The organism is Natrarchaeobius versutus (assembly GCF_041205745.1).
Taxonomy (GTDB): Archaea; Halobacteriota; Halobacteria; order Halobacteriales; family Natrialbaceae; genus Natrarchaeobius; species Natrarchaeobius versutus.
The window spans coordinates 1-23,053 of the sequence record NZ_JBGFCC010000006.1 but is presented as its reverse complement, the minus strand read 5'-3'; the positions used below and the strand labels follow the sequence as shown (position 1 = coordinate 23,053).

At 60.6% G+C, this 23,053-nt stretch carries 26 protein-coding genes and 1 tRNA gene; 12 read left to right on the top strand and 15 right to left on the bottom strand.

What is annotated here, in order from left to right; all coding sequences use genetic code 11:
* Positions 1-232: 232 nt before the first annotated feature.
* Positions 233-577, bottom strand: coding sequence for a cupin domain-containing protein (locus AB7C87_RS14005; RefSeq protein WP_369730098.1), 345 nt, complete (start codon positions 575-577; stop codon positions 233-235).
* Positions 578-857: 280 nt separating this feature from the next.
* Between AB7C87_RS14005 and AB7C87_RS14000 the strand changes: the two genes are divergently transcribed.
* The 3 genes from AB7C87_RS14000 to AB7C87_RS13990 are packed head-to-tail and all read left to right on the top strand — an operon-like array spanning position 858 to position 3,853.
* Positions 858-1,928, top strand: coding sequence for an ABC transporter ATP-binding protein (locus AB7C87_RS14000; RefSeq protein WP_369730404.1), 1,071 nt, complete (start codon positions 858-860; stop codon positions 1,926-1,928).
* A 4-nt stretch (positions 1,929-1,932) separates the two neighbouring features.
* A complete protein-coding gene (locus AB7C87_RS13995) occupies positions 1,933-2,886 on the top strand; it encodes a carbohydrate ABC transporter permease (RefSeq protein WP_369730097.1) in 954 nt (317 codons plus the stop codon).
* A gap of 1 nt (position 2,887) precedes the next feature.
* Positions 2,888-3,853, top strand: a complete 966-nt coding sequence (locus tag AB7C87_RS13990) for a carbohydrate ABC transporter permease (protein WP_369730096.1) — start codon at positions 2,888-2,890, stop codon at positions 3,851-3,853.
* A gap of 229 nt (positions 3,854-4,082) precedes the next feature.
* Here the strand turns inward: AB7C87_RS13990 and AB7C87_RS13985 are convergent, their stop codons facing one another.
* On the bottom strand, positions 4,083-4,376 hold the full coding sequence (locus tag AB7C87_RS13985) for a hypothetical protein (protein WP_369730095.1): 294 nt from the start codon (positions 4,374-4,376) through the stop codon (positions 4,083-4,085).
* 1 nt (position 4,377) lies between these two features.
* Entirely contained in the window at positions 4,378-5,700 is a 1,323-nt protein-coding gene (locus AB7C87_RS13980; protein ID WP_369730094.1) for an ABC transporter substrate-binding protein, read from the bottom strand.
* A 279-nt stretch (positions 5,701-5,979) separates the two neighbouring features.
* On the opposite strand from AB7C87_RS13980, the gene AB7C87_RS13975 reads away from it, so the two are divergent.
* From AB7C87_RS13975 to AB7C87_RS13965, 3 genes are all read left to right on the top strand, one after another.
* A complete protein-coding gene (locus AB7C87_RS13975; RefSeq protein ID WP_369730093.1) occupies positions 5,980-7,125 on the top strand; it encodes an AI-2E family transporter in 1,146 nt (381 codons plus the stop codon).
* A gap of 39 nt (positions 7,126-7,164) precedes the next feature.
* The gene (locus AB7C87_RS13970; protein ID WP_369730092.1) at positions 7,165-8,013 is read left to right on the top strand and encodes an aldo/keto reductase; all 849 of its coding nucleotides are present in this window, start codon (positions 7,165-7,167) and stop codon (positions 8,011-8,013) included.
* 184 nt (positions 8,014-8,197) lie between these two features.
* Positions 8,198-8,695 (top strand): DUF1269 domain-containing protein, encoded by a 498-nt coding sequence (locus tag AB7C87_RS13965; protein ID WP_369730091.1) that lies wholly within the window; start codon positions 8,198-8,200, stop codon positions 8,693-8,695.
* A 476-nt stretch (positions 8,696-9,171) separates the two neighbouring features.
* Here AB7C87_RS13965 and AB7C87_RS13960 read toward each other — a convergent pair.
* Positions 9,172-9,243, bottom strand: a tRNA-His gene (locus AB7C87_RS13960).
* 176 nt (positions 9,244-9,419) lie between these two features.
* Here AB7C87_RS13960 and AB7C87_RS13955 point away from each other — a divergent pair.
* A complete protein-coding gene (locus AB7C87_RS13955; protein ID WP_369730090.1) occupies positions 9,420-9,875 on the top strand; it encodes a DUF5814 domain-containing protein in 456 nt (151 codons plus the stop codon).
* A gap of 59 nt (positions 9,876-9,934) precedes the next feature.
* On the opposite strand, the gene AB7C87_RS13950 is transcribed toward AB7C87_RS13955, so the two are convergent.
* Positions 9,935-10,348 (bottom strand): DUF8146 domain-containing protein, encoded by a 414-nt coding sequence (locus AB7C87_RS13950; protein ID WP_369730089.1) that lies wholly within the window; start codon positions 10,346-10,348, stop codon positions 9,935-9,937.
* Between the two features lie 129 nt (positions 10,349-10,477).
* Here AB7C87_RS13950 and AB7C87_RS13945 point away from each other — a divergent pair, with 129 nt between their 5' ends.
* Both AB7C87_RS13945 and AB7C87_RS13940 read left to right on the top strand, forming a co-directional pair.
* Complete coding sequence (locus AB7C87_RS13945; RefSeq protein ID WP_369730088.1) at positions 10,478-11,587, top strand: VOC family protein; 1,110 nt, start codon at positions 10,478-10,480, stop codon at positions 11,585-11,587.
* Positions 11,584-12,297: an alpha/beta hydrolase gene (locus AB7C87_RS13940; RefSeq protein WP_369730087.1), complete on the top strand. Its 714-nt coding sequence runs from the start codon at positions 11,584-11,586 to the stop codon at positions 12,295-12,297. Before AB7C87_RS13945 ends, AB7C87_RS13940 begins: the two co-directional genes overlap by 4 nt.
* A gap of 32 nt (positions 12,298-12,329) precedes the next feature.
* Here the strand turns inward: AB7C87_RS13940 and AB7C87_RS13935 are convergent, their stop codons facing one another.
* The 7 genes from AB7C87_RS13935 to AB7C87_RS13905 all read right to left on the bottom strand — a co-directional run bounded on the left by AB7C87_RS13935 (position 12,330) and on the right by AB7C87_RS13905 (position 18,189).
* On the bottom strand, positions 12,330-12,824 hold the full coding sequence (locus tag AB7C87_RS13935; RefSeq protein WP_369730086.1) for a VOC family protein: 495 nt from the start codon (positions 12,822-12,824) through the stop codon (positions 12,330-12,332).
* Positions 12,825-12,946: 122 nt separating this feature from the next.
* Positions 12,947-13,582, bottom strand: a complete 636-nt coding sequence (locus AB7C87_RS13930; RefSeq protein ID WP_369730085.1) for an RPA family protein — start codon at positions 13,580-13,582, stop codon at positions 12,947-12,949.
* 1 nt (position 13,583) lies between these two features.
* Positions 13,584-14,513, bottom strand: a complete 930-nt coding sequence (locus AB7C87_RS13925) for a replication factor A (RefSeq protein WP_369730084.1) — start codon at positions 14,511-14,513, stop codon at positions 13,584-13,586.
* A gap of 130 nt (positions 14,514-14,643) precedes the next feature.
* Complete coding sequence (locus AB7C87_RS13920; RefSeq protein ID WP_369730083.1) at positions 14,644-14,880, bottom strand: hypothetical protein; 237 nt, start codon at positions 14,878-14,880, stop codon at positions 14,644-14,646.
* An 84-nt stretch (positions 14,881-14,964) separates the two neighbouring features.
* A complete protein-coding gene (locus tag AB7C87_RS13915; protein ID WP_369730082.1) occupies positions 14,965-15,558 on the bottom strand; it encodes a MogA/MoaB family molybdenum cofactor biosynthesis protein in 594 nt (197 codons plus the stop codon).
* 60 nt (positions 15,559-15,618) lie between these two features.
* The gene (locus AB7C87_RS13910) at positions 15,619-16,983 is read right to left on the bottom strand and encodes a CobW family GTP-binding protein (RefSeq protein ID WP_369730081.1); all 1,365 of its coding nucleotides are present in this window, start codon (positions 16,981-16,983) and stop codon (positions 15,619-15,621) included.
* The gene (locus AB7C87_RS13905) at positions 16,984-18,189 is read right to left on the bottom strand and encodes a GTP-binding protein (protein WP_369730080.1); all 1,206 of its coding nucleotides are present in this window, start codon (positions 18,187-18,189) and stop codon (positions 16,984-16,986) included. It lies immediately after the preceding gene.
* Between the two features lie 104 nt (positions 18,190-18,293).
* On the opposite strand from AB7C87_RS13905, the gene AB7C87_RS13900 reads away from it, so the two are divergent.
* Positions 18,294-18,716 (top strand): CopG family ribbon-helix-helix protein, encoded by a 423-nt coding sequence (locus AB7C87_RS13900; protein WP_369730079.1) that lies wholly within the window; start codon positions 18,294-18,296, stop codon positions 18,714-18,716.
* A 266-nt stretch (positions 18,717-18,982) separates the two neighbouring features.
* On the opposite strand, the gene AB7C87_RS13895 is transcribed toward AB7C87_RS13900, so the two are convergent.
* Positions 18,983-20,011 (bottom strand): tyrosine-type recombinase/integrase, encoded by a 1,029-nt coding sequence (locus AB7C87_RS13895; RefSeq protein ID WP_369730078.1) that lies wholly within the window; start codon positions 20,009-20,011, stop codon positions 18,983-18,985.
* A complete protein-coding gene (locus AB7C87_RS13890) occupies positions 20,008-20,160 on the bottom strand; it encodes a hypothetical protein (RefSeq protein WP_369730077.1) in 153 nt (50 codons plus the stop codon). The genes AB7C87_RS13895 and AB7C87_RS13890 overlap by 4 nt, the downstream gene beginning before the upstream one ends.
* Before the next feature lie 542 nt (positions 20,161-20,702).
* Here AB7C87_RS13890 and AB7C87_RS13885 point away from each other — a divergent pair.
* Both AB7C87_RS13885 and AB7C87_RS13880 read left to right on the top strand, forming a co-directional pair.
* Positions 20,703-20,837, top strand: coding sequence for a DUF7557 family protein (locus tag AB7C87_RS13885; protein ID WP_369730076.1), 135 nt, complete (start codon positions 20,703-20,705; stop codon positions 20,835-20,837).
* A 42-nt stretch (positions 20,838-20,879) separates the two neighbouring features.
* Complete coding sequence (locus AB7C87_RS13880; protein ID WP_502260462.1) at positions 20,880-21,662, top strand: DUF7961 domain-containing protein; 783 nt, start codon at positions 20,880-20,882, stop codon at positions 21,660-21,662.
* Here the strand turns inward: AB7C87_RS13880 and AB7C87_RS13875 are convergent.
* On the bottom strand, positions 21,654-23,053 hold a 1,400-nt coding region (locus AB7C87_RS13875), incomplete at its 5' end, for an ATP-dependent nuclease (RefSeq protein WP_369730074.1). The two genes, AB7C87_RS13880 and AB7C87_RS13875, sit on opposite strands and share 9 nt — an antisense overlap.

The window sequence follows — 23,053 nt, the reverse complement described above, 5'->3', positions numbered from 1 at the left end:
GGTACAGCAAGAAAAGCGTGATGGATCGCCGGCGACGACGATACGAAGACAGTCAGTCTATCCGATATAACTGTATCGAGTCGACCGCCTCTCGAGCCACGTCCACCGATTTCCTCCCTCTTCGGTGGATGTTACAACCAGCCACATTTTGACAGTCTCGTTTCACATTACCGTCGGTAGCGGCTATCGAATCTCGGTCTGTCGATCCGTCGTCGACGCGATCGACGCCCGATCAGCGCGGCGCGCCGGCGAGGACGAGCGTCGCTCGCTCGTCGCCGCGATTGTGGATCTGTCGACGTTCCTCGGGGTCGATTCGGATCGCGTCCTCGCTCTCGAGTGAAACCGTCTCTTCGGCGTCGGGCAACTCGACGTCGACCGTGCCCGAGACGACGTAATAAATCTCCTCCTGGTCGCTTTCGGTCTCGTCGTGTTCCTTGCCGCTCGCCTCCGGCTCGAGTTCGAGGACGGTGAATCCGAGCGCCGTCGTCTCGAGTTCCTCGCGTAGGAACCACATCCCACCAAACTCCGCTGGAACGACCGATTCGGGATCAGCCTTCGCCGCTGTATCGTAGCCCATGTGCCTCCGGTCTACGCCCATCCGGTAAACGATTCTCGTGTCGGCAAACTGGAAGACCATCGACGGGTCCGGACGAGTTCCGACCGACGACTGGCGACTGGCGACTGGCGACCGACCGGGATTCGAGACAGTGTCCCTGGAACGAAATACTGTCTGAAATATTATTTGCTTCCACGAATCCGATCGTTATCGGTCGATTTACACGTAATTTTGGTTTGAGGTGTTGGAGAGGTTTAATGGATCGGTCCGTGGACATCGACAGTACATGACACACATCACCATGGAGAACGTCAGCAAGTACTTCGATGGGGGCAACACCGTGGCCAACTACCGGCTCAGCCTCGAGGTCGAAGACGGCGAGTTCCTCGTCTTTCTCGGACCGTCGGGCTGTGGAAAGACGACAGCACTCCGACTCATCGCCGGACTCGAGGACCCGTCCGAGGGTTCGATCTACTTCGACGGCGAGCGAGTCGACGCTCGGTCGCCGAGCGATCGAAACGTCGCGATGGTGTTTCAGAACTACGCGCTATACCCCCACATGAGCGTCGCGGAGAACGTCGCCTATCCGCTCAAGATCCAGGGAGTTCCGCCCGACGAACGCGATCGACGCATCGAGGAGGCAATGGGCTTTCTCCACATCGAGGATCAGGCCGAAAAGTCCCCTGACGAACTGAGCGGCGGCCAGCGCCAGCGCGTGGCGTTGGCTCGAGCCATCGTCCGGGAACCGTCCGTCTTTCTCCTCGACGAACCGCTGTCGAATCTCGACGCCAAACTCCGCCAGGAGATGCGAAGCGAACTGAAACGCCTCCAGGACGAACTCGCGATCACCACGATCTACGTCACCCACAACCAGGAGGAGGCGATGAGCATGGCCGATCGGGTCGTCGTCATGAACGAGGGAACGATCCGACAGATCGCCCCGCCCCAGGAACTCTACGCGCGACCGCGAACGGAGTGGGTCGCCCGATTCATCGGCTCGCCGCCGATGAACCTGCTCCGGGGGACCCGCCAGAACGGCTCGATCGCCTTCGGCGAAGCGGGGTCGGTCGACCTCCATCGAACGAGCGCCGGCGGCCTCGAGACCGTTCCACGCGGGACCGTCTCGCTCGGCGTTCGACCGGAGGACGTCTCGATCGAGACCGATCCACCACCCGGAACGGCTGCGATCGAGGGGACGGTCGACACCGTCGAACCGCTCGGGGAGTACACGATCGTCAACGTCACCGTCGACGATCAGATCGTCAACGCGAAGGTTTCGTCGACGTCCGTCGATCGCGAAGATCGTGTCTATCTGACGTTCGACGACGACGACGCCTACCTCTACGACGAGAACGGCGAACTGCTCACCTGAGACGATGAGCCTCCGAGACCACATCGACGCGCTCGAGGCGGACCGTACTGCATGGCCGAACGTCGATCGGGAGAAAGCGGCGGCGATCGCGGTCTTTCTCCTCCCCGGTCTGACCCTGTTCGGGATCTTCTCGGTCGGACCCATCGCCTACTCGGCCGTCGGGAGCTTCTTCTCGTGGGACGGATTCTCGATAGAGAGTTTTATCGGACTGGACAACTGGATTCGGACGTTCGCCGATCCCCTCATCATCAACTGGGAGAACGTCCTCCGCTGGCGATTCCCGATGGGCGCGTTGACGCAGAATCTCCTCTGGGTGGTTCTTCACGTTCCGATCAGCACTTTACTAGGGCTTGGAATGGCGCTTTTGTTCGTCGATCTCAGGGGACGGCGAATCCTGCGATCGATGGTCTTTCTCGGCTTTACGACGCCGACGATCATCATCGGCCTCGTCCTGTTGTTCATCTACGACCCCCAGGCTGGTATCTTCAACGAACTGTTACGGGTCGTCGGTCTCGGCGGGCAGGTTCGCAACTGGACGCAATCGCCCCAGGTGGCGATCTACGCCCTCATCGCCGGGGGAATCTGGGTCCAGACGGGATTCAACATGTTGCTCTACAGTTCGGCCCTCGCCGCGATCGATCCGTCGCTGATCGAGTCGGCGAAAGTCGACGGTGCCGGACGCTGGCGCCGGTTTTGGGACATCACCTGGCCGCTGGTCAAACCCGTTACCGCCGTGGTCGTCATCATGGGGATCATCTGGGTGATGCGCGTCTTCGACATCGTCTACGCCGCCGGCGGCTCCGCCGGCGGACCCAATCACGCCTACTCGGTACTCGGCATCGAGGTCTATCGCGCCGCGTTCGAACCGCCGATCGACTACGGGAAGGCGATGGTCGTCGCGCTCGTTCAGCTCGTCATCGTCGCCCCGCTCGCGCTGTACATCGCCAGAATGAACTAACATGGCAGACGATACCCACACTCCAGGCGAACCGAACCCGGCCTCGAGTCGCGAGACCGATCAGTATCTCCCCCCGGACGCGATACCAAAAACCGCGCCACCGACGGACGACGACGTGGCGACGCGACTCGCCTCCGCCGTTCCGTCGATGCCTCGGCTCCTGAAGTACGCGATCGCGATCACGGTCGCGGTGCTCTGGATCGTCCCGTTTCTGGGGCTGTTCATGGCCTCGTTCCGCCCCCTCGGCGAGATCCTCGCCGGCTGGTGGCACATAGAGGGGATGACGATCACTCTCCAGAACTACACGCGGGCGTGGTCGTATCAGACGGCGCCCATGGGCCGAGCGCTGTTCAACACGCTGGTCGTCACCATCCCCTCGGTGCTCGTCGTCATGTTGCTCGGCGCGATGGCGGCGTACCCCTTCGCGCGCTTCGAGTTTCCGCTGAAGACGACGCTGTTCTTCTTGATTCTGCTCGTGATGGCCGCACCGCCGGAACTGGTCGCGATGGGCAACTACAACACCCTCCGCGAGATCGGCCTGTTCGACAGCTACATGGGGCTAATACTGGTCCACATCGGCTGGGGACTGGGATGGGTCGTTCTCTTTTTGCGGAACTATCTCCTTGGCATTCCCGTCGAGTTAGAGGAAGCCGCACGCATCGACGGCGCCTCGCGCTACCAGATCTTTCGGACGATCATCCTGCCGCTGTCGACGCCCGCGCTCGTCTCCGTGGCGGTCATCCAGTTCACCTGGGTCTGGAACGCCTTCTTCTTCCCGCTGGTGTTCATGCGCTCGCCGGAACTCTACCTCGCCCCGCAGGTCCTGCCGTTGATGACCGGCCGCATCCAGGTCGAGTGGGGGCTCGTCGCCGCCGGGTCGGTGATGACGATGGCCGTCCCCGTCTTGTTGTTCTTGATGCTCGAGCGGTACTACAAACAGGGGATGGTCGCCGCGGTCACGGACTGACGGTGACCGCGCGTCGATCCGGTTTGTGCCCGATGGTTCGTCGCCGAACCGGTGCTCGTACCCGTCGACCGGAGAATCGCACTCGTCGACTCGAGGATACTGGTACGGTTTGCTGTCCCGATTTCCCGACGCAACTGCCCGGGTAGTATTGGGCCAAAAACGGCGGACAGCAAACCGGTGAAACGTCGTAAAACGGCGGACCGAACCGGAGCGAGGCCGACCGTTGCTGTTATAGCAGGCCGATCCCCGTCTCCGTCGCAATCACCGCAAGAGCGATCGCGAGCAGGTTCGCGAGGAAGAAGGCCGTCGTGGACTTCCAGGCGAAATAGAGGAAGGTCAGGAGGGGGAGAGCGGCGACGACCGCCGGTCGGACACCCTGAACCGCCAGCGTCGCGAGAAAGGCCGTCGTAAACAGATAGAGGACGTCGACCACGAGCGCGCTGGAATTTCGTCGGCGAAGTTCCTGGCCGACGACGATCAGCGAATCGACGACGCCGTCGCGAGCGCGCTCGCGTTCGACCACGCTACACCTCGTCTTGCTCCTCGACCGTCTCCTGTAGGACGGCGTCGAGCGATTCAGTGATTCCCTCGACGTCCTGATCGGGTTCCGCCCAGAAGCCCGTCAGCACGGACCAAAACTCCGACTGGAACGGATCGCCGAGCGTGTCGTCTAAGTCCGGCACGAGCTCCACCTCGTCGGCCGTCTGCGAGAGTTCGAGCATGATCTCGACGTCGTAAGCGTCCTCGGGAACCTCGAGGTTCGAGGCGATGAAGCCGCCGCGTTCGGCCCACACCGACTGACCGTCGGCAGACACCATCTCGGCGACGGCCGTCCGTGCCGCCTCGACGTCGTCGCCGTACTCCGGAACGGTAAACCAGTTCTCGGCGGCGACCATCGCCTCCGTACCGGGGAGCATGAAGACGTCCAGATCGTCGGGATCCTCGATTGCTCCGAACGTCGGCGTCCACGACCCCATGAAGTAAAGCGGGGTCTCGTTCTCCCAGAAGAACTCGTACTGGACGCCGAAGTCCCGAACCTCGCTGAAGTACCCCTGCTCGAGGAGGTCCTGAATCTCCTCGAAGGCGGTGACGACGCGGTCGTCCGTAAACTCCGCGTCGCCATCGATGAGGTCGAGTTGAAGTTGCGCGCCGTCGTCCTGGCGAAGAATAAATGCCTCCGTGACGTCGCTCAGTGGCCAGCCGGCGCCGTTGCCCGACGCGAGCGGCGCTTCGACGCCGTCGATGTCGTCGATCTCGGCGAGCAAGTCGAGGAACTGGTCGTAGTCTTCGGGCTCCTCGAGGTCGTGTTCGTCGAAAAACGACGGGCGGTACCAGAACCCGGGTTTGAGGTCCATCTTGAACGGTGCGGCGTAGGCTTCGCCGTCGACGCTCACGAAGTCCGGATCCGGCGCGAACTCCTCGGGATCCCAGGTGTCAGTCAACGGCGCCAGGTGTCCCGATTCGGCGTCCGACTGAACGCGGGCCGGAGACGGCATCACGACGACGTCGGCGGTCGCAACGCCCGCCTCGTAATCGATCAGAGTCCCGGTCAGTATCGCCTCCGTGTCCCGCGGTTCGTAGGTAATCTCGATCCCGGTTTCTTCCTCGACGTAGTCGACGACCGCGAGGAAGTCCTCCTCTTCGTCTTCGGCCCAAACGCCAGTGACCGAGATCGGCCCGTCCTGCGTGCCCGCCTCTCCAACTTCGGCGGTCGCATCGGCTCCCTCGTCGATACGCTCCTCGACGTCGCCCCCTTCTTCTCCGAGACAGCCCGCGAGGCCGACGACACCGGCTCCGACTCCTCCGATAACGGTCCGCCGCCGGACTGGCATGTTACTCTCACGCATACGGGTTCCCGACGACGATCTGAAACTTAATGCTTTGCTCGAGTAGAGTGTAATTAAATCCGCGGAGAGTTACCACTGTTCGGAATAATCCCTGCGACCGAAACGACGCGACTGGCATGCCCATCGACGACCGCGAGCATCCGACAGCGGAACGGACGGATGGCTCCGAACGCATCCATCATCGATCGGTGGTCTCGTATCTCGTCGACGATCGAGTTTTCACGAACGTCACCTACCGTATGATTTATTTGAAATCCCTCACGATACTAGTTTGACAAAATGAACGAGAAACGCGCGGTAGTTACCTTATTCGGGGCCGGCGTCGCGGTCGTGACGGCGTATATCGCCTATCGATTCATCGCAGCGCTTACCATCGCCATCTTCCTCTACTACTCGACGCGGCGCTTCTACAAATCCCTCGAGCGTCTTCACCTCCCTGATAAGGCACGCGCCGGGCTCGTCATCTCGTTTCTCGCGGTCCCCCTACTCGGCCTTATTACCTACACCGTTGCCCTCCTCGTCGTCGAAGTCCGCAACTTCGTCGCCGAGTACCCGGTCGCCGAAATGCTCCCCCAGGACGTCGTCTGGGTCCAGAGTCTCGAGAATCCCCCGGAACTCACGATCCAGGGGCTGGCCGGCGCCTATCAGGCCGGCACCTTCGATCCGTTCATCGATTTTGCAGTCGACCACGCCGGCTTGCTGACGAGCGTCGTTTCGAACGTCCTGTTGAACCTGTTGATCGTCGTCGTCGTCACCTACTACCTTCTGATCGACGGCGCGAAGTTCCACGAGTGGTTACTTCGGTTCGACGACGACGCGATCGTCCGCGAATACCTGGAAACTGCCGACAAGGAACTCGAGGCCGTACTGTTCGGAAACCTGTTGAACGTGATCCTCATCTCGCTGATCGCCATCGTCACGTTCATGGGGTACAATCTCGCCGTTCCGTCGGCCGTCGAGATTCCCTACCCCGCACTCGCCGGCGCACTCACCGGCATCGCTAGCCTGATTCCGGTCGTCGGGATGAAGATCATCTACATCCCCGTCGCCATCGCGGCGGCCGTTCCGCTCGTCCTCGACGGCAACACCGCCATGGTCGTCTATCTCGTCGGCTTTCTGGTGCTTGCAGTCGTCATCGTCGATACGATTCCGGACCTCGTGCTCCGGCCGTATCTAAGCGGCGAGCGCACCCACGTCGGCTTGCTGATGCTCGCGTACATCTTTGGCCCGATCGTCTTCGGCTTCTACGGGCTCTTTCTGGCCCCGATCATCCTCGTGTTGGGCTTGACGTTCGCCGACACCGCACTCCCGCGACTGCTCGGCGCCGACTCCGGCCGCCGTTCCGGCCCACCCGAACGAACCGAAGGCGTCTCGGTCTCGAAGCAACCACCCTCGAGCGAACCGGCTGGCGAAGCCAGCCAGTGACGGTCAACGATTATCAGGCCGGGGTCCGATAGACCGTCCGTGAGAAACGATACGACCGAAACGTTCGACATCGGCGAGACGAGGGTCAACCGGCTCGGTTTCGGCGCGATGCGCCTCTGTGGCGAGGGAATCATCGGCTCGCCAGCGGACGAAGAGACCGCACGCGAGGTCGTCCGACGAGCCGTCGATTCGGGCGTCAGCTTCATCGATACTGCCGACTCCTACGGCCCCGGCGTGAGCGAACGACTCGTCGGCGAGGCGATCGGCGACCCGGAAGACGTCGTCGTGGCGACGAAAGCCGGTCTCCTTCGCAACCGTGAGGGCGAGTGGCTCGCCCACGGCGATCCCGACTACATCCGCAATCAGGTACTCGCCTCCCGCGACCGACTTCGAACCGACACGATCGATCTCTACCAGTTCCACCGCCCCGATCCCGACACCCCCTTCGAGGACTCCGTCGCGACGTTCGCCGAACTCAAAGACGAGGGGCTCGTCGAGCAGGTCGGCCTCAGCAACGTCTCCGTCGAGCAACTCGAGATCGCCCGCGAACACGTCGAGATCGCAACCGTCCAGAACCGGTACAACGTCGACGATCGTTCCTCCGCGGACGTCCTCGAGGTCTGCACCGAGAACGACGTCGGCTTCATCCCCTGGGCACCCATCGACGCCGACGACCTCGAGAGCCACGGCGACCTCCTCGACGAGATTGCGGACGGACACGACGCGACCCGGCGACAGGTCGCGCTGGCGTGGCTCTTGGAGCGGTCGCCCGTCGTGTTGCCGATTCCCGGCACCTCGAGTCCCGAACACCTCGCATCGAACCTCGAAGCACGAAAGGTATCGTTGAGCGACGAGGACGTCAGGCGCCTGACCGACGCCGGGACCTGATCACCGACACGCCAGCCACGATGTGGACACTGACGATCGGTTCGATCCAAGCGAGCGGCGATCGAACGGGATTTCAGCGGGATCGACGCTCGTGAGTTGACGACGAGGTGACAGTCACCGTCGCCTGTGTTCTCAACAGTCATGTGAAACAGTTATCACCTCGATCGATGTTCGACGATTGCAGATGAAAGAACTGATCGTACTCGCGTTCGATTCCATGGACGGCGCGAAAGACGTCCGTGACGAACTCTACGACCTTCAGAAACAGGAGTTACTACAGCTAGACGACGCCGCAGTCGTCACTCGAGACGAAGACGGCCACGTCAAAGTGAAACAAGCACGAAGTCTGGTCGGTGCTGGTGCCCTCGGCGGTGCGTTCTGGGGCCTACTCATCGGAATCATCTTCTGGATGCCGTGGCTCGGCCTCGCCATCGGCGCCGCCAGCGGAGCGATCGCCGGCAAGTTCTCCGACGTCGGCATCGACGACGAGTTCGTCGACGAAGTGTCGGAGACCGTCGAGCCCGGTCACTCCGCACTGTTCATGCTCGCCCACGACATCTCCGAAGACCGCGTCATCGAGGATCTCGCGCCCTACGATCCCGAGGTTATTCGGACGAACCTCTCGCCATCGGACGAAGACAGGCTTCGCGAGACGTTCGCCGCCGAAGAAGTCGCGGCCTAACTCCGAGAAGACGCAGGAGGCCTCTCTCGTCGACGACGGCCAGTACGAACGGTCCGGACTCGACTGTCCCGCCGCTCGAGGCCGCCGTGACTGACAGACTTTTTTACCAGCTAGCGTCCGGATGCGAAAATTGAACCACGCCGAGACGTGCTCGCACACTGCGCGCGACTCGTCTGATTCGATTCTCTCCCCGGCCAATTCCCACCTCCACGTATCGCCAGCAGAACGTCCGGGTGCGAGAATCGAACCACGGTCGATCGCTTCCTTCCTCGCGTTGCTCGGAAGACTGCACTCTCCCTGATTCGATCTCTCCCGGGACTATTCGCTCCTCACGTCCGTTCGTCGCAGAACGTCCGGCTGCGAGAATCGAACCACGGTCGATCGCTTCCTTCCTCGCGTTGCTCGGAAGACTGCACTCTCCCTGATTCGATCTCTCCCGGGACTATTCGCTCCTCACGTCCGTTCGTCGCAGAATAGTCCGGGTGCGAGAATCGAACCCGCGTCTCAGCCTCCACAAGGCTGAAGGATAACCACTACCCCAACCCGGACACGCTTGCACGCTTATTTAGGATCGGTCCACCTGAAATACGTTACGACTCGAGTACGGTCCGTATGCGAGTTTGTGACGCGGATTTTCCCGCTTTCGGGAACGTCGGCCCGCCGCTTCTCGTCGCGTTCGCGACCGGGACGTTTTTCGGCGGGCCGACCGTAGGCTCGCCAACGCGTGGCCATCACCGACAAGATCTACGTCAAGAACCACCGACAGCTCAGCTCCCAGCTCGAGACGAACATCCCGAAGGGAGCGTTCAAGGGGGCGACCCTCGACGTGCTCTTCCAGGGGGAGGGCCTCGAGAAACTCGACGACGCAACGCGCGACCGCGTCCTCGAATTCGCACAGGACTTCCTCGACTGTGACTGCGACAACAACCCCTACTGTGGCTGCCCCGAGCGGAAGTTCCAACGGTACCTCCTCGAGTTACGGGCCCAGGGACTCGGCCCGGACGCCATCGTCGACGTGATGAGCGACGATTACATGCTCTATGCCTATCCAGGCGACGTTCTTTCGTTCCTCGACAACGGCGTACGAACGCTCGAAGCCGCCGAGGGACTCGCCCGCGTCGACGGCGCAGACGAGAAAGCCGACGAGATCAGACGCGAGAAACGAAATCTCTCCAGATAAGACGCACTCTGGAACCGCAATCGACGCACATCGCCCCCGCTCGCGCCACCCCGGTCCGATCACCGGAGCTGGTAGGACTCGTCCTCGCCATCCAGGTCGTCGAGCAAGAGCACCTCGTCTTCGCCCTCGAGTCGGTCCTGGAGGTCGTTGACGTACGCCTTGTACTCGTCGAGTTGCTCCCGGAGGTGGTCGGCCTCGAGTTCGAGCCGTTCGTGCTCGCGGATGAAGCTCTTGGGAACCTCAACCGTCGGCGGGAACGAGATGTCGCCATCTTCGCCCTCCGCCGGCACCGAACGCGACTCGAGTTCGCGCGTGGGAACGACCTCGACCTGGCCGTCGTGGTCGACGAGTTGGTCGACGTAGTCCCGAAAGACGGCCGAAAGCGAGATGTCTCGCTCCTCGGCGATGTCCTGGAGCGCCTCGAAGGCGTCCTCGTTGACCCGAAACGAGATCGTCTTGTTCTTGTTGCCCATTCGCCAGCTAGTGGGCGCTCCGAGCACTTAACGATTCGTCAGACGACGGTCTTTCGTTCCGACCGGAACGGCTCGAACCGAGAGCTCCGGAGTCGGGCAGGCTAACCCGCTCGAGCCCCAACGCCACCCATGCTCGCGGACACACTCGGGATTCACCACGTGACGGGAATCGTCGGCGACGCCCAGGAAGCCATCGACTTCTACGCTGGCGCGTTGGGACTTCACCCCGTCACCCGAACCGTGAACTTCGAGGATATCCTCCAGCACCACCTCTACTTCGGCGACGCGACGGGCTCGCCGGGGACGGTCATCACCTGCTTTCCCGACCCACACGCCGATCCCGGACGCGTCGGCAAACCACAGGTCGACGCCGTCGCCTTCCGCGTTCCCGACGGCTCGCTTCCGTACTGGCACGAGCGTCTCGAGACCGACGGCATCGACGTCGACGGTCCGCTCGAACGATTCGACGAACGGTTCCTTCGACTCGAGGATCCCGCCGGAACGGGACTCGAACTCGTCGCCGATGCCGACGCCGGCGACCTCGCCGCCGAACCGTGGCCGGAAAGCGACGTTCCGACAGACGCCGCAATCCGCGATTTGTACGGCGTGTCGGCGCTTTCGTTCAATCCCTACGCCACGGCGAGCACGCTCGAGACTCTCGGATTCGCGTACGACGCGGAAGGTGACGGCCGCGTCCGGTATCGCGCGCCAGGCGATCGGGCAACGGTCGTCGACGTCCGAACTGGAACCCAGGAAACATCGGATGGCCCCGGAACGGATTCGGACGGGCTCGAGGGCGACTCGGTGGCCGAACGAGCGGCGTCGTTCGGTCGGGAGGGGCCGGGAACGGTCCACCACGTCGCCGTCCGAGCCGAGAGCGAAGAGGCGCTGGCCGAGTGGCGCGAGCTGTTCGACGATCGCGGATACGACGTCTCGCGGGTCAAAGACCGCCACTTCTTTCACTCGCTGTACGTCCGCGAACCCGGCGGGATCCTCTTCGAACTCGCGACCGAGACCGAAGGCGTCGCCGCCGAACGCAGGCCGGACGCGAAGGTGGACGACTCGACTGACTCGAGGGGGTCGACCGACCTGCCGCTTTACCTCCCGGAGTGGTTCGAAGCCGACCGTGAGCTGGTCGAGAGCCAGCTTCCCCCGCTGTCGACACCGAACGCCTCGACGCGCGGACGGATCCCGAGCGACGGGGAAAACCGCGATGCCGAAGACGAGAGGGAATCGTGACGGACTCGAGCCGTCGACGGACCGCAGCGTCGGGCCCCCACGAGGGACAGGAACTGCTCACTGCGGGTGCACCCGCGATGGCGACAGAGGCGGCCGTCGTACTCTGTCACGGCCGCGGCGCGACCGCCCAGGGAGTCCTCAACCTCTTCGATCCACTCTACCGCCACGGCGTCGCCTTCCTCGCCCCGCAAGCCGAACGAAGCCGGTGGTACCCGCGTCCGACGACCGCCCCGCGGACCGAGAACGAACCGTGGCTCACCTCGAGCGTCGAGTGCGTCGACGCCGGACTCGAGGCGGCCCGATCGATCGGCGTCCCGCCGGAGCGGACGCTTCTCGGCGGCTTCTCGCAGGGAGCGAGCGTGGTCGCGGAGTTCGTCCGCCGAAACCCGGGGCACTACGGCGGGGTCTTCCTCCTCTCCGGGGTGCTCCCTGGCGACGTCGACGACGCGACCGACGTCACCGATCCCGTCGACGCGAGCGATGCAGACCGCCGGAACGACCGAACCATTCCCGCCGGCCTCGAGGGAACACCGATCCTCGTCGGGTGGGGCGAGGACGACCCACGGATTGATCCCGAACGCGCCGCCGAGACAGCCGAAACGTTCGAGCGAGCGGGTGGTGACGTCGACGAACGGATCTATCCCGACGTCGGCCACGAAGTAACCGACGACGAGTTCGAGGCGATTCGAGCGATGCTCCCGGAGTCGTAACCGGTTCTCGTCTCATCGGCCACCGACCGGCGTCAGTCGGGACCCATGCCCTTCTCCGCGAGTTCTTCGATCGCCGCCGCCGTCTTCTCGCATTTCTCGAGCCCCATCCCGCGGAGAACGTGGTCGGCTTTGGTGAACTGGATGTCCTCGTAGCCGACGATCTGGACCCGGTTGCCCCAGGGATCGCGAAACTCGAGACCCGGTGCGTCGAGTCGATCGATCCCCAACTGCTCGAGTCGACGCTCGACGCGGTCTGCGTCGTCGACGACGAGCCCGAAGTGTCGGGCGTCGTCGACCCCGTCACCCTCGGTCTCCGCGAGCGCGATGAACTGATCGCCCATATCGACGAACGCCTTCGTCTCGGAGCGGCCGCGTCGCTCGAAGGCAAAGATCGACTCGTAGAACTCGAGTGCCCTCTCGAGATCACCCACCTCGAGTGCGACGTGGTTGATGCCGACGAGTTGCGGTCGGCTGTCGATATTCTGATCGTCACCGCGATCGGTCGATGGGGTCGACGGTTCGGTCATACGGACGTCGTCGGTACCGATCTCAAAAAGGTTCCTGCCGGCCGATCCGTGCCGATCGACCGGCGGTGGTCCACCCGCCGAACGAAATCGGTGGTGTGTCGCGGTTGGTTTCGTTCGGCGAGTTAGGCGGTCGGTTCGGGGTTTTGTGCGCCCTCGATAGACTCGAGTGCCTGGATCACGTCGTTGCGGTAGTTGACGACCGGGGAGTCGTAGCGCTCGCGAGCCATCTGGGCGTACTCGTTCGTGGGTGCGGTCGATCCGCTCTCGGGAGGCTCCTGTTCGGCCTCCCACTCCTCGAACGCTTCGACGCGCTCTAACGTGCGTTCGGCGGTCTCGACGACCCAGCGGTCGCGGGTCGCCTCGTCGACGATCGCGATGGATTCGGGTCGAAGCGAGACGTTGACCGTCCCGTCGTCGGTCTCGTACGTTCGGGGTTTGCCCACGACGGCGGCGTACGCCGGCGGCTCCGTATCGCGGAGCGCGGCCGCCGCTTCGGGCTGGTACTGGCCGGCGTAGACGAAGAACGTCCCCGTCGGGTCGACGACGCGGCCACGCCAGTACTCGCTGTCGTTGCCGACGTCCTCGGTCTCGGTTAAGGTGCCGACGACGAACACGCGGTTCGCGCGGTCGCCCGTCGGGAGGAGCGCGTAGTTGGGTGCGCGCTCGTCGTCGCTTTCTTTGAACGCGTACGTCGAGTCGTTGAATTCGGAGGCGAAGACGCGTCGGGCGACTTCGCGCGTGAGTTCTGCGCCGCTCATGTTACATCGACCTCGCTTTGATCAGCAGTTGTTCTGCATCCGCCGGCCCGTCGAGTTCGGAGACGTCGTCGGCAAGGACGTACCGGCCGAACGTCGGTCCCTCGATGCGGTAGTAGGTGCCGACGATGTCGTCTGCGATCTCGTCGGCGACGATCGTCGTATCGAGTGCGTCCATCGCCATCTCCTTGGCTTCCTCGAGGCTGAGTCCAGTCAGTTCCTCGGTGGCTTCCTTATCGAAGATGACTTCGTGGGCGTCGATACCGTCGTCGACGACGGCTTTGATCCGGAGGTCGAACTCGCCTTCGACCTCGCCGTGTTCGCTACACCGGCCGTTCTGGAGGACGCGGGTACAGCCCTCGACGGGACAGCGCTTGATGAGTCCGCTGCCGCTTTGCATGTCGACGAGGGCGCCTTCGATCACGCTCGTGTCGTCGCCGACCTCGATCTCCTCATCGAGTTCCTCGATGACGGTGGTGCTGTTCAATTTGACCGAGTACCGGCCCTGGTACTCGTCGGTGACCACGTTTCGGAGTTCGTAGACGCCCCCCTCCTCCAGGCTCGGAAGGTCGGATTTCGCCCACTTGGTGAACTTGATCGTTCCCGTCGGATCGCCGAGCAAGCCGACCTGGGCGACCGAGTCGCTCCGGGGGTCCCAGAGTTCGATGACTTTGGCCGTTAGGTCGATCCACTGTTCGGGCTCGTCGACGTCCTCGACGTTGACGTGTTCGCTCGAGCCACTGGAGATGTCCTCGCGGTCGAGTCCCGCCTCCTCTAGGTAGTGGTTGGTGACGCTTCGCCGTGCCTCGTCCATCGGCACCTTGTACTCGTCGACGAGCGTGCTCAGGCGGTCCTCGACGTCGTCGACGCTGACGTCGATGTGGTCCGAAAACTGGTCGTGTATGTCGTCCGCGTGCTGTCGTACGTCGCTCATTGTGTCACGCCTCCTCTTTGGTTTCACTGGGAGGCATACCGACGTTCGCGCCCAATAGTATTTAAACTGCCGCCACCGGAGCGAAAGTGAACTGATCGCCTCGAGAAGACGCCTTCGGGTCGGTCGACGGTTAGACTAGCCCGGACGTGACCGCGTAGCCGACCGCGCCGACGACGATGAACACGATCGAGATCGCGAGGCCGTACCGCACGAACGAGTCGCCGTCGTTTACGGTCTCGTGTGCGCCGCGTTCGACGACCCGGCGGCGGTCGATCCGCCCGAGTTCGCCAGCGTGCTCGCTCGCGAGGTGCTCGAGATACGCATCCTCGTCGTCGAACGACGCCGCACAGTAGTCGCAGTCGGGCATCGTCTGTTCTCGTGAGCGAACGGACTCAACGGTGTCGGTTCGTTCGTCGGTGCGTTCTCGCCGAGCCGACGATCCAGTCCTCGCTCACTCTCCGTCGCCGTAGTCGGACAGCGACCCCTCGGTCACGTCCGCACGGTGGCTCGTCGCCAGACCCGCGAGGTGTGGCGCTTCGGGGACGATCAGCTGTTCGCAGGCGGTTCGGCAGGCGTTCGTACTCCCGGGCAGGCAAAAGACCGGCGTGTCGACCGCGATGCCCGCTGTCGCGCGCGAGGCCATCGCGCGGGTTCCCACTTCGTCCCACGACAGCGAGCGGAACAGTTCACCGAAACCGGGCAGTTCGCGTTCGAACAGTGACGACGTCGCCTCGGGCGAGACGTCGTCGGCCGTCACACCGGTTCCGCCCGTCGTCAGAACGACGTCGATATCGCGTCGGGCGACCAGTCCGCGAACGGCAGTTCTGATCGACGCGTAATCGTCTCGCACCAGAAGGCGCTCGCGAGCCTCGTGGCCCTCCGCTTCGAAACACTCCTGGATTGTGTCGCCGCCCGGGTCGTCCGGATCGTCCTCGTCCGAACCCGCGCGCGAACTCGAGACGGTCACGATTCCGACGTACAGCGGGTCGATGACGTCGTGTCCGTGGTCGTCGGTACTTCGTCTGTCGTCTCTGTCTGTCGTCATATCGTCTGTGAATGTACGCTCGAGGGCGATAACTGCTAGCGGTCTTCGAATGCTGACTCGTCAGTCGACTGGGAGGGTGACGGTCTCGTCCATCGCCGTCGGCGCGTCGTTTTCGAACGCAGTCCAGTCGTCGTCCATCTCGTCGTCGGTGAGCAGACAGTCGTCGAGCCGCTCGATCAGCGCGTCCATCTCGAGGTCGCGGCCGATGAGCGCGAGTCGAGTCTCCCGATCGCCCCACTGCTCGTCCCACTCGAGGTCCGTCTCTCCCGACCGGTATCGCTCCTGGCGCTGTTCGGAGAGGCTCGCGATCCAGCGGCCCGTGACCTCGAGGCTCGTCTCCGAACCGGCGAAGCTCATCGTGATCGCCTGGCGTTCGCGGCCGGCGATCCAGCACAGCCCCTTCGCGCGGACGAGGCCGTCCGGCAGATCGGCGAGGAGGGCGGCGAAGCGCTCGGGATGAAACGGCCGTCGACGCCGGTAGCCGTCGACATCGATGCCGTACTCCTCGGGCGGGTGCGCGTGATCGTGGTGGTCGTGAGCCTCGCCGGAACCGTGATGGTGATCGTCGTGTTGATGGTCGTGATCGTGACCGGCCGGTTCGTCGTGCGTGTGGCCGTGATTGTGGTGGTCAGCGTGGTCGTGACCCTCACCGTGGTCGTCGTGGTCGTGATCGTGATCCGCACTGTGCTCGTCGTGGTCGTGAGCGGCCGTTTCGTCCTCGAGTACGCGCTTCCAGCCAGCCGATTCGGCGGCCGTCTCGAGGTCGAATCGCTCGATCCCGAGGAGATCGTCGGCGTCGACGCGGCCGTACTCGGTCGTCACCACAGCCGCGTTCGGCTGGAGGGTTTCGAGTACCGCGACCACGCGCTCGCGTTCGGTCTCGGTCACGAGGTCGCATTTGTTGACGACGAGTAAGTCACAGAACTCGACTTGCTCCAGGGCGAGATCCGCGAGGGGCCGCGTGCCGGTCTCGTCCGGTCCCTCGATCGCGGGTACTTCGTCGGTTTCCGGGGCCACGAACCGGTCGTGGAATCGACGGGCGTCGACGACCGTCACGACCGACTCGAGATCGTAGACGCCCGCCGCCGGACCGCGGACGAACTGACGGGCGATCGGCTCTGGTTCGCCGACGCCCGAGGCCTCAACGACGAGGTGGTCGAACTCGCGTTCGCGCTGGAGTCGTATCACCGCCCGCGAGAGGTCGCCGCTCAGGCTACAGCAGATACAACCGTTCTCGAGGGCGAGAACCTCCTCGCCCGTCGAGAGATCGGTTCGGGCCTCGACGAGATCGGCGTCGACGTTCACCGCGCCGACGTCGTTGACGACGAGTCCGATCTCGCGGTCGCTCGACTCGAGCAAGCCGGAGAGCAACGTCGTCTTTCCCGCGCCCAGTTCGCCACAGAGGATGGTGACCGGAATCGCCATCTACTGGTTCGTGAGCGCGAGTTCACGTCGCTCTTGTGGTTCGAACGGGTCGATGTAAGCGTCCCAGTCTTCGTCCATCTCGGCGTCGGTGAGGACGCAGTCGTCGAGTCGCTCGATCAGGGCGTCTTCCTCGAACTCGCGACCGATGAAGACGAGTCGGGTCATTCGGTCGCCCCACTCGTCGTTCCAGTCGTCTTTCAGCCCCGGACGGGCGGCGAAGTACTTCTTTCGCTCCCGTTCGGGGAGGGTCGCGAGCCACTTTCCGGACGGTCCCGCGCGGACGGAGGTGCCGGCCTTGTCGACCCCCATCGCGACGTCTTCGCGACCGGCACTCCAGAAAAAGCCCTTCGCACGGATGAGTTCGTCCGGCAGGTCCGAGAGCAACGTGGCGATCCGCTTGGGGTGGAACGGCCGATCGCGTTGATAGACGAAGGAAGTGACGCCGTGTTCCTCCTGTGGATCGTGGTGGTGGTCGTGCTTGAGTTCGTGTTTCCAGCCCGCCGAATCCTGTGCCCGCTGGAAATCGAACGCGTCGGTTCCGAGGATCCGATCCGGATGAACCTCACCGAACTCCGTCCGAATGATCTCTGCGCGGGGCTGAAGCCGCTCGAGAACTGCCTCAATCTCCGAGAGCGCGTCGTCCGGGACGAGATCACACTTGTTCAACAGGAGAACGTCACAGAACTCGATCTGGTCGAGTAACACCTCCTCGGGGACGCGACCGGAGTCGTCCTCGAGTTGCTGGTCAGTCAGCGCGGACCCGGAGTCGAACGAGTCCCAGAAACTGTGAGCGTTGACCACAGTCACCATCGTGTCGAGTTCGTAGGTGCCGGTCGGATCGAAGCTCGCGTCCTCGAACCCCATCGCGAACGTCTGAGCGACCGGAATCGGTTCCGAAATGCCCGACGATTCGACGAGCAAGTAGTCGAACTCACGGCGGTCGGCGAGTCGGCCGACCTCGTCTAGCATGTCCCCGCGGAGCCGACAGCAAATACAGCCGTTCGACATCTCGATGATCTCCTCGTCGCCACCCAGATCGGACTGCTGGGCGACCTGTTCGGCGTCGACGTTGACCTCTCCCATGTCGTTGACGACGACGGCGACGTCGAGACCGTGGTCTGCGGTCAGGATATGGTTGAGTACAGTCGTTTTCCCCGCCCCCAGGCTTCCACTCAGGACGGTAACAGGGATGTGATCGTCGTTCATCAGCTAATTGTGAACTATGTCCCCGAGCTTATTAATATTAGTTATTTCACAACCCCTATCGACTGAATAACAAATTCTATTATCGTATAGGATCGAGTTCATATATGCCCGTCGTCAGCGTTTCCATGCCCGCTGAACTGATCGATCGAATCGACGCTCTCGCGGACGAACACGACTACACCGGTCGGAGCGAAGTCGTCCGGGAAGGTGCTCGAACCCTGCTCTCGGAGTTCGACGACGAACGTCTCGAGGATCGGGAACTCGCCGGTACCGTGAGCGTACTCTACGACTTCGGAACGCAACCCATCGAACACCGGGTTACCGAGCTTCGACACGAACACGAGGAGATTATCGTCTCGAACGACCACAGCCACGTCGACGACTACTGTCTGGACCTGTTCGTCCTCGAGGGCGACCTCGAATCGATCTCCGCGTTCGTCGGAAACCTGCGGACGATCGAAGACGTCGGGACCGTCGACTACTCGTTGATCCCGATCGATTCAGTCGGGACCCTGCGAGATACGTAATTCAGCGTATCTCGAGTGACTCGAGTGAACCTGCCGCATGAGTGTTGGACAACCCAGACCATCGCTATTTGACCGCCCAGATCTGAACAGACCCGAGAACCGGTCCATTGCACAGAACCTCGGCCTCGCGCAAATGCGGACTTCTTCTAATCGCTGTCGCTGAGGAGTTTGTTTGCGGCAGAAATATGGGATCGCCCGGCCTTGAACTAACGCTGTTTTCACGGCCCAGTCCGACGCACGAAGTGGTTTTAGTGGCTGACATGGGTCTACTCGATGTTGAGTTTATTAAGGTGGGGTCTGCGGCGTTTCTCCATCCGGTCGCGCTCTTCGGATTTGTCGTAGTACTCGTCGATCACGTCCTGTGAGGCGTTCACCCGTTCAGCGGTCACTTCTCGAGGAACGCCTCGATCACAGTGCCAGGTGATCGAGCCTGTTCGAACGTGGTGCGGAGCGCGGGACGACGGACACTGACTCGCCTTCGAGTGGCTTCGGAACTCGCACGTTTCCCGGTCGTACCCGTGCGGACACTCGGTCGCAATACAGGGGAAGGTGGCGCGGTACATCCAGACGCGTAGCGTACCCGGTTTCGGACGACCCTGTAGCGACGAGAACAGCGGTTGTCGACCGTGTTCGTCGTGTTTGTCGTGACGGTTAGTCTGGATGAACGTCGAAATCGTCTCGCAGACCCGTTCGTTCAGCGCGACGACTCGCTCACCCTCTCGCTTGTTCTTTAGCACCGTGTTCGACTCTGGACGGTGGACGAACTCGATCGTCTGCTCGTCGCGATCGTAGTCACGGAGATCGAGCGCCCGGAGGCCACCGAGTCGTGCGCCGGTATGCCATGCCGTTTCCAGCAGTGCGTGTCGTTTGGAGCCGTATAGGGTGCCGTCCGATCGATAGTATCGGATCAGCTCGAGCGCCTGTTCGGTCGAGAGTTTCGTTTCCCGAGATCGCTGGTCGCTCGGGACGTGTGGAACGCTCACCCGTTCGGCGAGGCCGTCCTCAACGGCCTCGATCCGCTCGAGGTATTCGATGAACGTCTTCAACGTCTCCATCTCGTTGTGGAGCGTCGTCGCGGCGACACCCTGACCGGACCGGTAGGATTCGTACTGATCGAGCAGCCAGCCGTTGAGTTCGTCGACCGTCTCGATCCCGTTTTCTTCGCACCACTCGCCGAAGAGCTTCAGTCGGTAGTGGTACGTCGACGCGGTTTCCTCGGTCAGCTCCGTTCGCCGGCTGTCGAGATAGCGATGCCACGCGGCTCGAGGAGTGAGATCCTTCGGACCGCTCGTCATCTCGAGTCCTCCAGGAGCGTCGCGGTGATCGCGTCGCGAGTCTGTCGACCTGCTTCATCCCAGGCGACTGCACCGGGGAGTCCGGGGAGATCGACGTCGACGAGATCGTACGACAGATCCTGCAAAGCAGGCCAGTCGACCGAGCTCATCGAACCGCCTCGTGCGTGTCAGCGATATGGTTGGATTCGGTACTCTTACCGTGGTGAAGCGTGCATTCGTGCATGGTCTCAGATTTCTGGGACCACGGACAGACCGCACGCGTCGTTGTGTAGGAGCTTCGGGCGCGTGCGGTCAGGCTCCGTTGGTCATCTGAAATGTCCTGTCCACCATGACTTATTCTTGAGGAGGCTGTTTCCGAATTTTCCGACAGTTGGGGAACTGACGGTTTTCTAAGTCTTCGACCCCTACTCTGTTCGCTTTGGGGATTTCCGAAACTACTTCCGATAGTCGTGTAGGGACGCTTTTGTTCCCTGTGTGCATTGCTTGTCATGCTTCCGCACCATGATTACGGGAGCTTCTAGCGGTCCGGTGTTCCAGCACCGGAACGCTTCGAGTACTATACCCTGACAATCAGGATTCTGTATCGCTCCTAAGAAATGCATGATCTCATGACTTCATAAAACTATCTGTCGATGGTTCCATAGTATCATGACATCCATAAAGATTTGATCTCAGAGTTTAATGAAACAATATGAGCGACGAGACGACGACAGTGACGGTTTCCAAGAAAACCTGGAAACGACTTACGATGAGGAAGGAGCCGGGCGATAGTTTTGACGACGTAATCTCCGATCTCCTTGATACCGCTGAAGAGTTAGAAGAGTAGATCTTTTATAAATTTGACTCGTCAGCGCTAATAGCGATTAGAATGTACCGGTACACTCCGGATGAAATTGATAACGAGCGTGCTGAACACCAGGCTGTTATTCAGGTTTCAGAAACGAACAGAGGCAGTATCGACGTAAAGCGAGTCGGAAACCTCGGTGAACTGGCTTTCGAACAGTTCTGTCGCGAGTTCATTCCGGTCGAGATGTGGGACTGGAAGAACGAGTTCGCGATTCGACGTTGTAATCCCGAGACATTCTCGAGTTACGACTTCGAGATATTCGGCTACGAGGTGGACGTGAAGACCTCGAGGGACGTGTCCGCGTTTCTTCCCGAGAAGATCCTCGAGGGCGACGACGAAGACGATATCATCGTGATGGTCTGGCACCGAGACAACGAGGATGCGCTGATTCTGCTAGGATGGGAGCGGATCGAAACGTTGCGGTCGAAGGCGGAAACGCAAGCTGACTACTCTGGAGACGAGCCAAAAAAGTTGGATCACATGGCCGCTCGACCGATGAACCAACTGCTCGAACTCGGTCCGAGTACTGCACAGATGGACCAGCGACCAAAGAATCCGTTCTCACCTGGCGATCGAGTTTGCAAGCGAGACGGGGAGGGAGACGAGGCGATCGTGATCGAGCGGGTGCCACCTGAGAAGTTGGACTACGAAGCCGTTGCTGTTGCGTTCGTTCCGCAGCTCAAGGACGGTCCGGGTAACTGGGAGGAGATTCATCCCGCAAAACTGGCATCGTACTGTGACGACCAGAATATCAGGACGTACCCGTACAAATATTCGAATCTCAAATTTGTGAACTCAGTCTGAAACGTCTATCTTGAGGGAGTTAGGATCAATGCTATCAGAAAGGGCAACTATCTGAGATAGGACATCAATAACATCATCATGTAGCTCATTTGGCTTCATTTCCTTTGCAATATACATTCCATCACGCTTCTTATCATAAACCTCCTCAACATCAGTCACGCCCTTGTGTTCTTGTTTAAAAACCTCGTTCAGAAGATCCGCTTCATCAGTTTTGTCACTCGAATTAAGTATTATATCATTTACCTCTTCCCGCGATAATTCAAAACCCTGTGATATCGCCCGAGGGATGAGCAAATACTTTTCAATTCCATACGCATCCCATACAATAATATTATCCAGAGACACGTCCCACCATTCATTATTGTCGCTTCTAGTCATCTTTTCAAATAATTCTCCTCTTGCCTGTTCAATAGTTAAATCGTGGCGGTCTCGGACGAATAGATAGGGAATGTTAAATGAGTATAATAGCTTAACAAGTGATTTGGAATCTTTTTTCATATTATTTATACCTTCTAGTTCTACTATTTCGATATCCGTTTCATCAATACGAACACCGGCTGTTCTCAAGAATTGACGTAAAACTCTCTTATCAGACACACCTTCTACAAAAACAACAACTTCGGATTGAAGTAGCTCGCTCTTTTCATAACCCAGATCCTGTAGTTCAACATCTACATTTTCAGGTTTAATACTTCGAAGAGTAGTTTTCCCATTTCGATCAACACGAGTTATGCTACTTGCATTTGCTTGATTAACAAAAACATCTGAATGGGTTGAGATAACAACTTGTATTTTAGAGTCTTTGACTAAATCTCGAATGATACCAAAGACCTTATTCTCAGCACCAGGATGCATATGTAACTCGGGTTCCTCTAAAAACAGGACGGATGTATCGTCCGCTGCTAGATGTAATTGGGTGAGTAATACTAGAATTTCTTTTGACCCAGAAGATATGTCCTCAGACTTAAACTCAACATCATAATTATCTTCCTCCACAATTATTGTGATTTCTTTATTGCTTTTTTCACCCGCCTCAACATCATACTTAATGGTTAAATTCGTCACGCCATCCATAATATCAATGAATGATTCAGATATTGACTCGAATTTGTCCAGCTGATTCATTTCTAAAGAATGGAGAACTTCTACCAGATTATCGCCACTTGGCTCAAGATCTAACTCAAAGTGCGGGGTCCCCATATTTCTTGGTTGACGAAATGGACTTACGAATCGAAAGTCTTCAATCGTCCAGCCTATCATACGCTTGAGTCCCTCTCCATCAAATTCAGAGACACAACGACCTGCCTCCCTAAACGGTACCCAATCGGAATCTATATCTGTAAAATAAGATTTTTCTACGGCCTTTCGGGTCGTTCCTGAATTTAGAATTT

Coding starts and splice junctions, on each gene's coding strand:
- AB7C87_RS14005 (WP_369730098.1), bottom strand. CDS start 577: ATGGGCTACGATACAGCGGCGAAGGCTGATCCCGAATCGGTCGTTCCA.
- AB7C87_RS14000 (WP_369730404.1), top strand. CDS start 858: ATGGAGAACGTCAGCAAGTACTTCGATGGGGGCAACACCGTGGCCAAC.
- AB7C87_RS13995 (WP_369730097.1), top strand. CDS start 1,933: ATGAGCCTCCGAGACCACATCGACGCGCTCGAGGCGGACCGTACTGCA.
- AB7C87_RS13990 (WP_369730096.1), top strand. CDS start 2,888: ATGGCAGACGATACCCACACTCCAGGCGAACCGAACCCGGCCTCGAGT.
- AB7C87_RS13980 (WP_369730094.1), bottom strand. CDS start 5,700: ATGCGTGAGAGTAACATGCCAGTCCGGCGGCGGACCGTTATCGGAGGA.
- AB7C87_RS13975 (WP_369730093.1), top strand. CDS start 5,980: ATGAACGAGAAACGCGCGGTAGTTACCTTATTCGGGGCCGGCGTCGCG.
- AB7C87_RS13965 (WP_369730091.1), top strand. CDS start 8,198: ATGAAAGAACTGATCGTACTCGCGTTCGATTCCATGGACGGCGCGAAA.
- AB7C87_RS13950 (WP_369730089.1), bottom strand. CDS start 10,348: ATGGGCAACAAGAACAAGACGATCTCGTTTCGGGTCAACGAGGACGCC.
- AB7C87_RS13945 (WP_369730088.1), top strand. CDS start 10,478: ATGCTCGCGGACACACTCGGGATTCACCACGTGACGGGAATCGTCGGC.
- AB7C87_RS13935 (WP_369730086.1), bottom strand. CDS start 12,824: ATGACCGAACCGTCGACCCCATCGACCGATCGCGGTGACGATCAGAAT.
- AB7C87_RS13930 (WP_369730085.1), bottom strand. CDS start 13,582: ATGAGCGGCGCAGAACTCACGCGCGAAGTCGCCCGACGCGTCTTCGCC.
- AB7C87_RS13925 (WP_369730084.1), bottom strand. CDS start 14,513: ATGAGCGACGTACGACAGCACGCGGACGACATACACGACCAGTTTTCG.
- AB7C87_RS13920 (WP_369730083.1), bottom strand. CDS start 14,880: ATGCCCGACTGCGACTACTGTGCGGCGTCGTTCGACGACGAGGATGCG.
- AB7C87_RS13915 (WP_369730082.1), bottom strand. CDS start 15,558: ATGACGACAGACAGAGACGACAGACGAAGTACCGACGACCACGGACAC.
- AB7C87_RS13910 (WP_369730081.1), bottom strand. CDS start 16,983: ATGGCGATTCCGGTCACCATCCTCTGTGGCGAACTGGGCGCGGGAAAG.
- AB7C87_RS13905 (WP_369730080.1), bottom strand. CDS start 18,189: ATGAACGACGATCACATCCCTGTTACCGTCCTGAGTGGAAGCCTGGGG.
- AB7C87_RS13900 (WP_369730079.1), top strand. CDS start 18,294: ATGCCCGTCGTCAGCGTTTCCATGCCCGCTGAACTGATCGATCGAATC.
- AB7C87_RS13895 (WP_369730078.1), bottom strand. CDS start 20,011: ATGACGAGCGGTCCGAAGGATCTCACTCCTCGAGCCGCGTGGCATCGC.
- AB7C87_RS13890 (WP_369730077.1), bottom strand. CDS start 20,160: ATGAGCTCGGTCGACTGGCCTGCTTTGCAGGATCTGTCGTACGATCTC.
- AB7C87_RS13885 (WP_369730076.1), top strand. CDS start 20,703: ATGAGCGACGAGACGACGACAGTGACGGTTTCCAAGAAAACCTGGAAA.
- AB7C87_RS13880 (WP_502260462.1), top strand. CDS start 20,880: ATGTACCGGTACACTCCGGATGAAATTGATAACGAGCGTGCTGAACAC.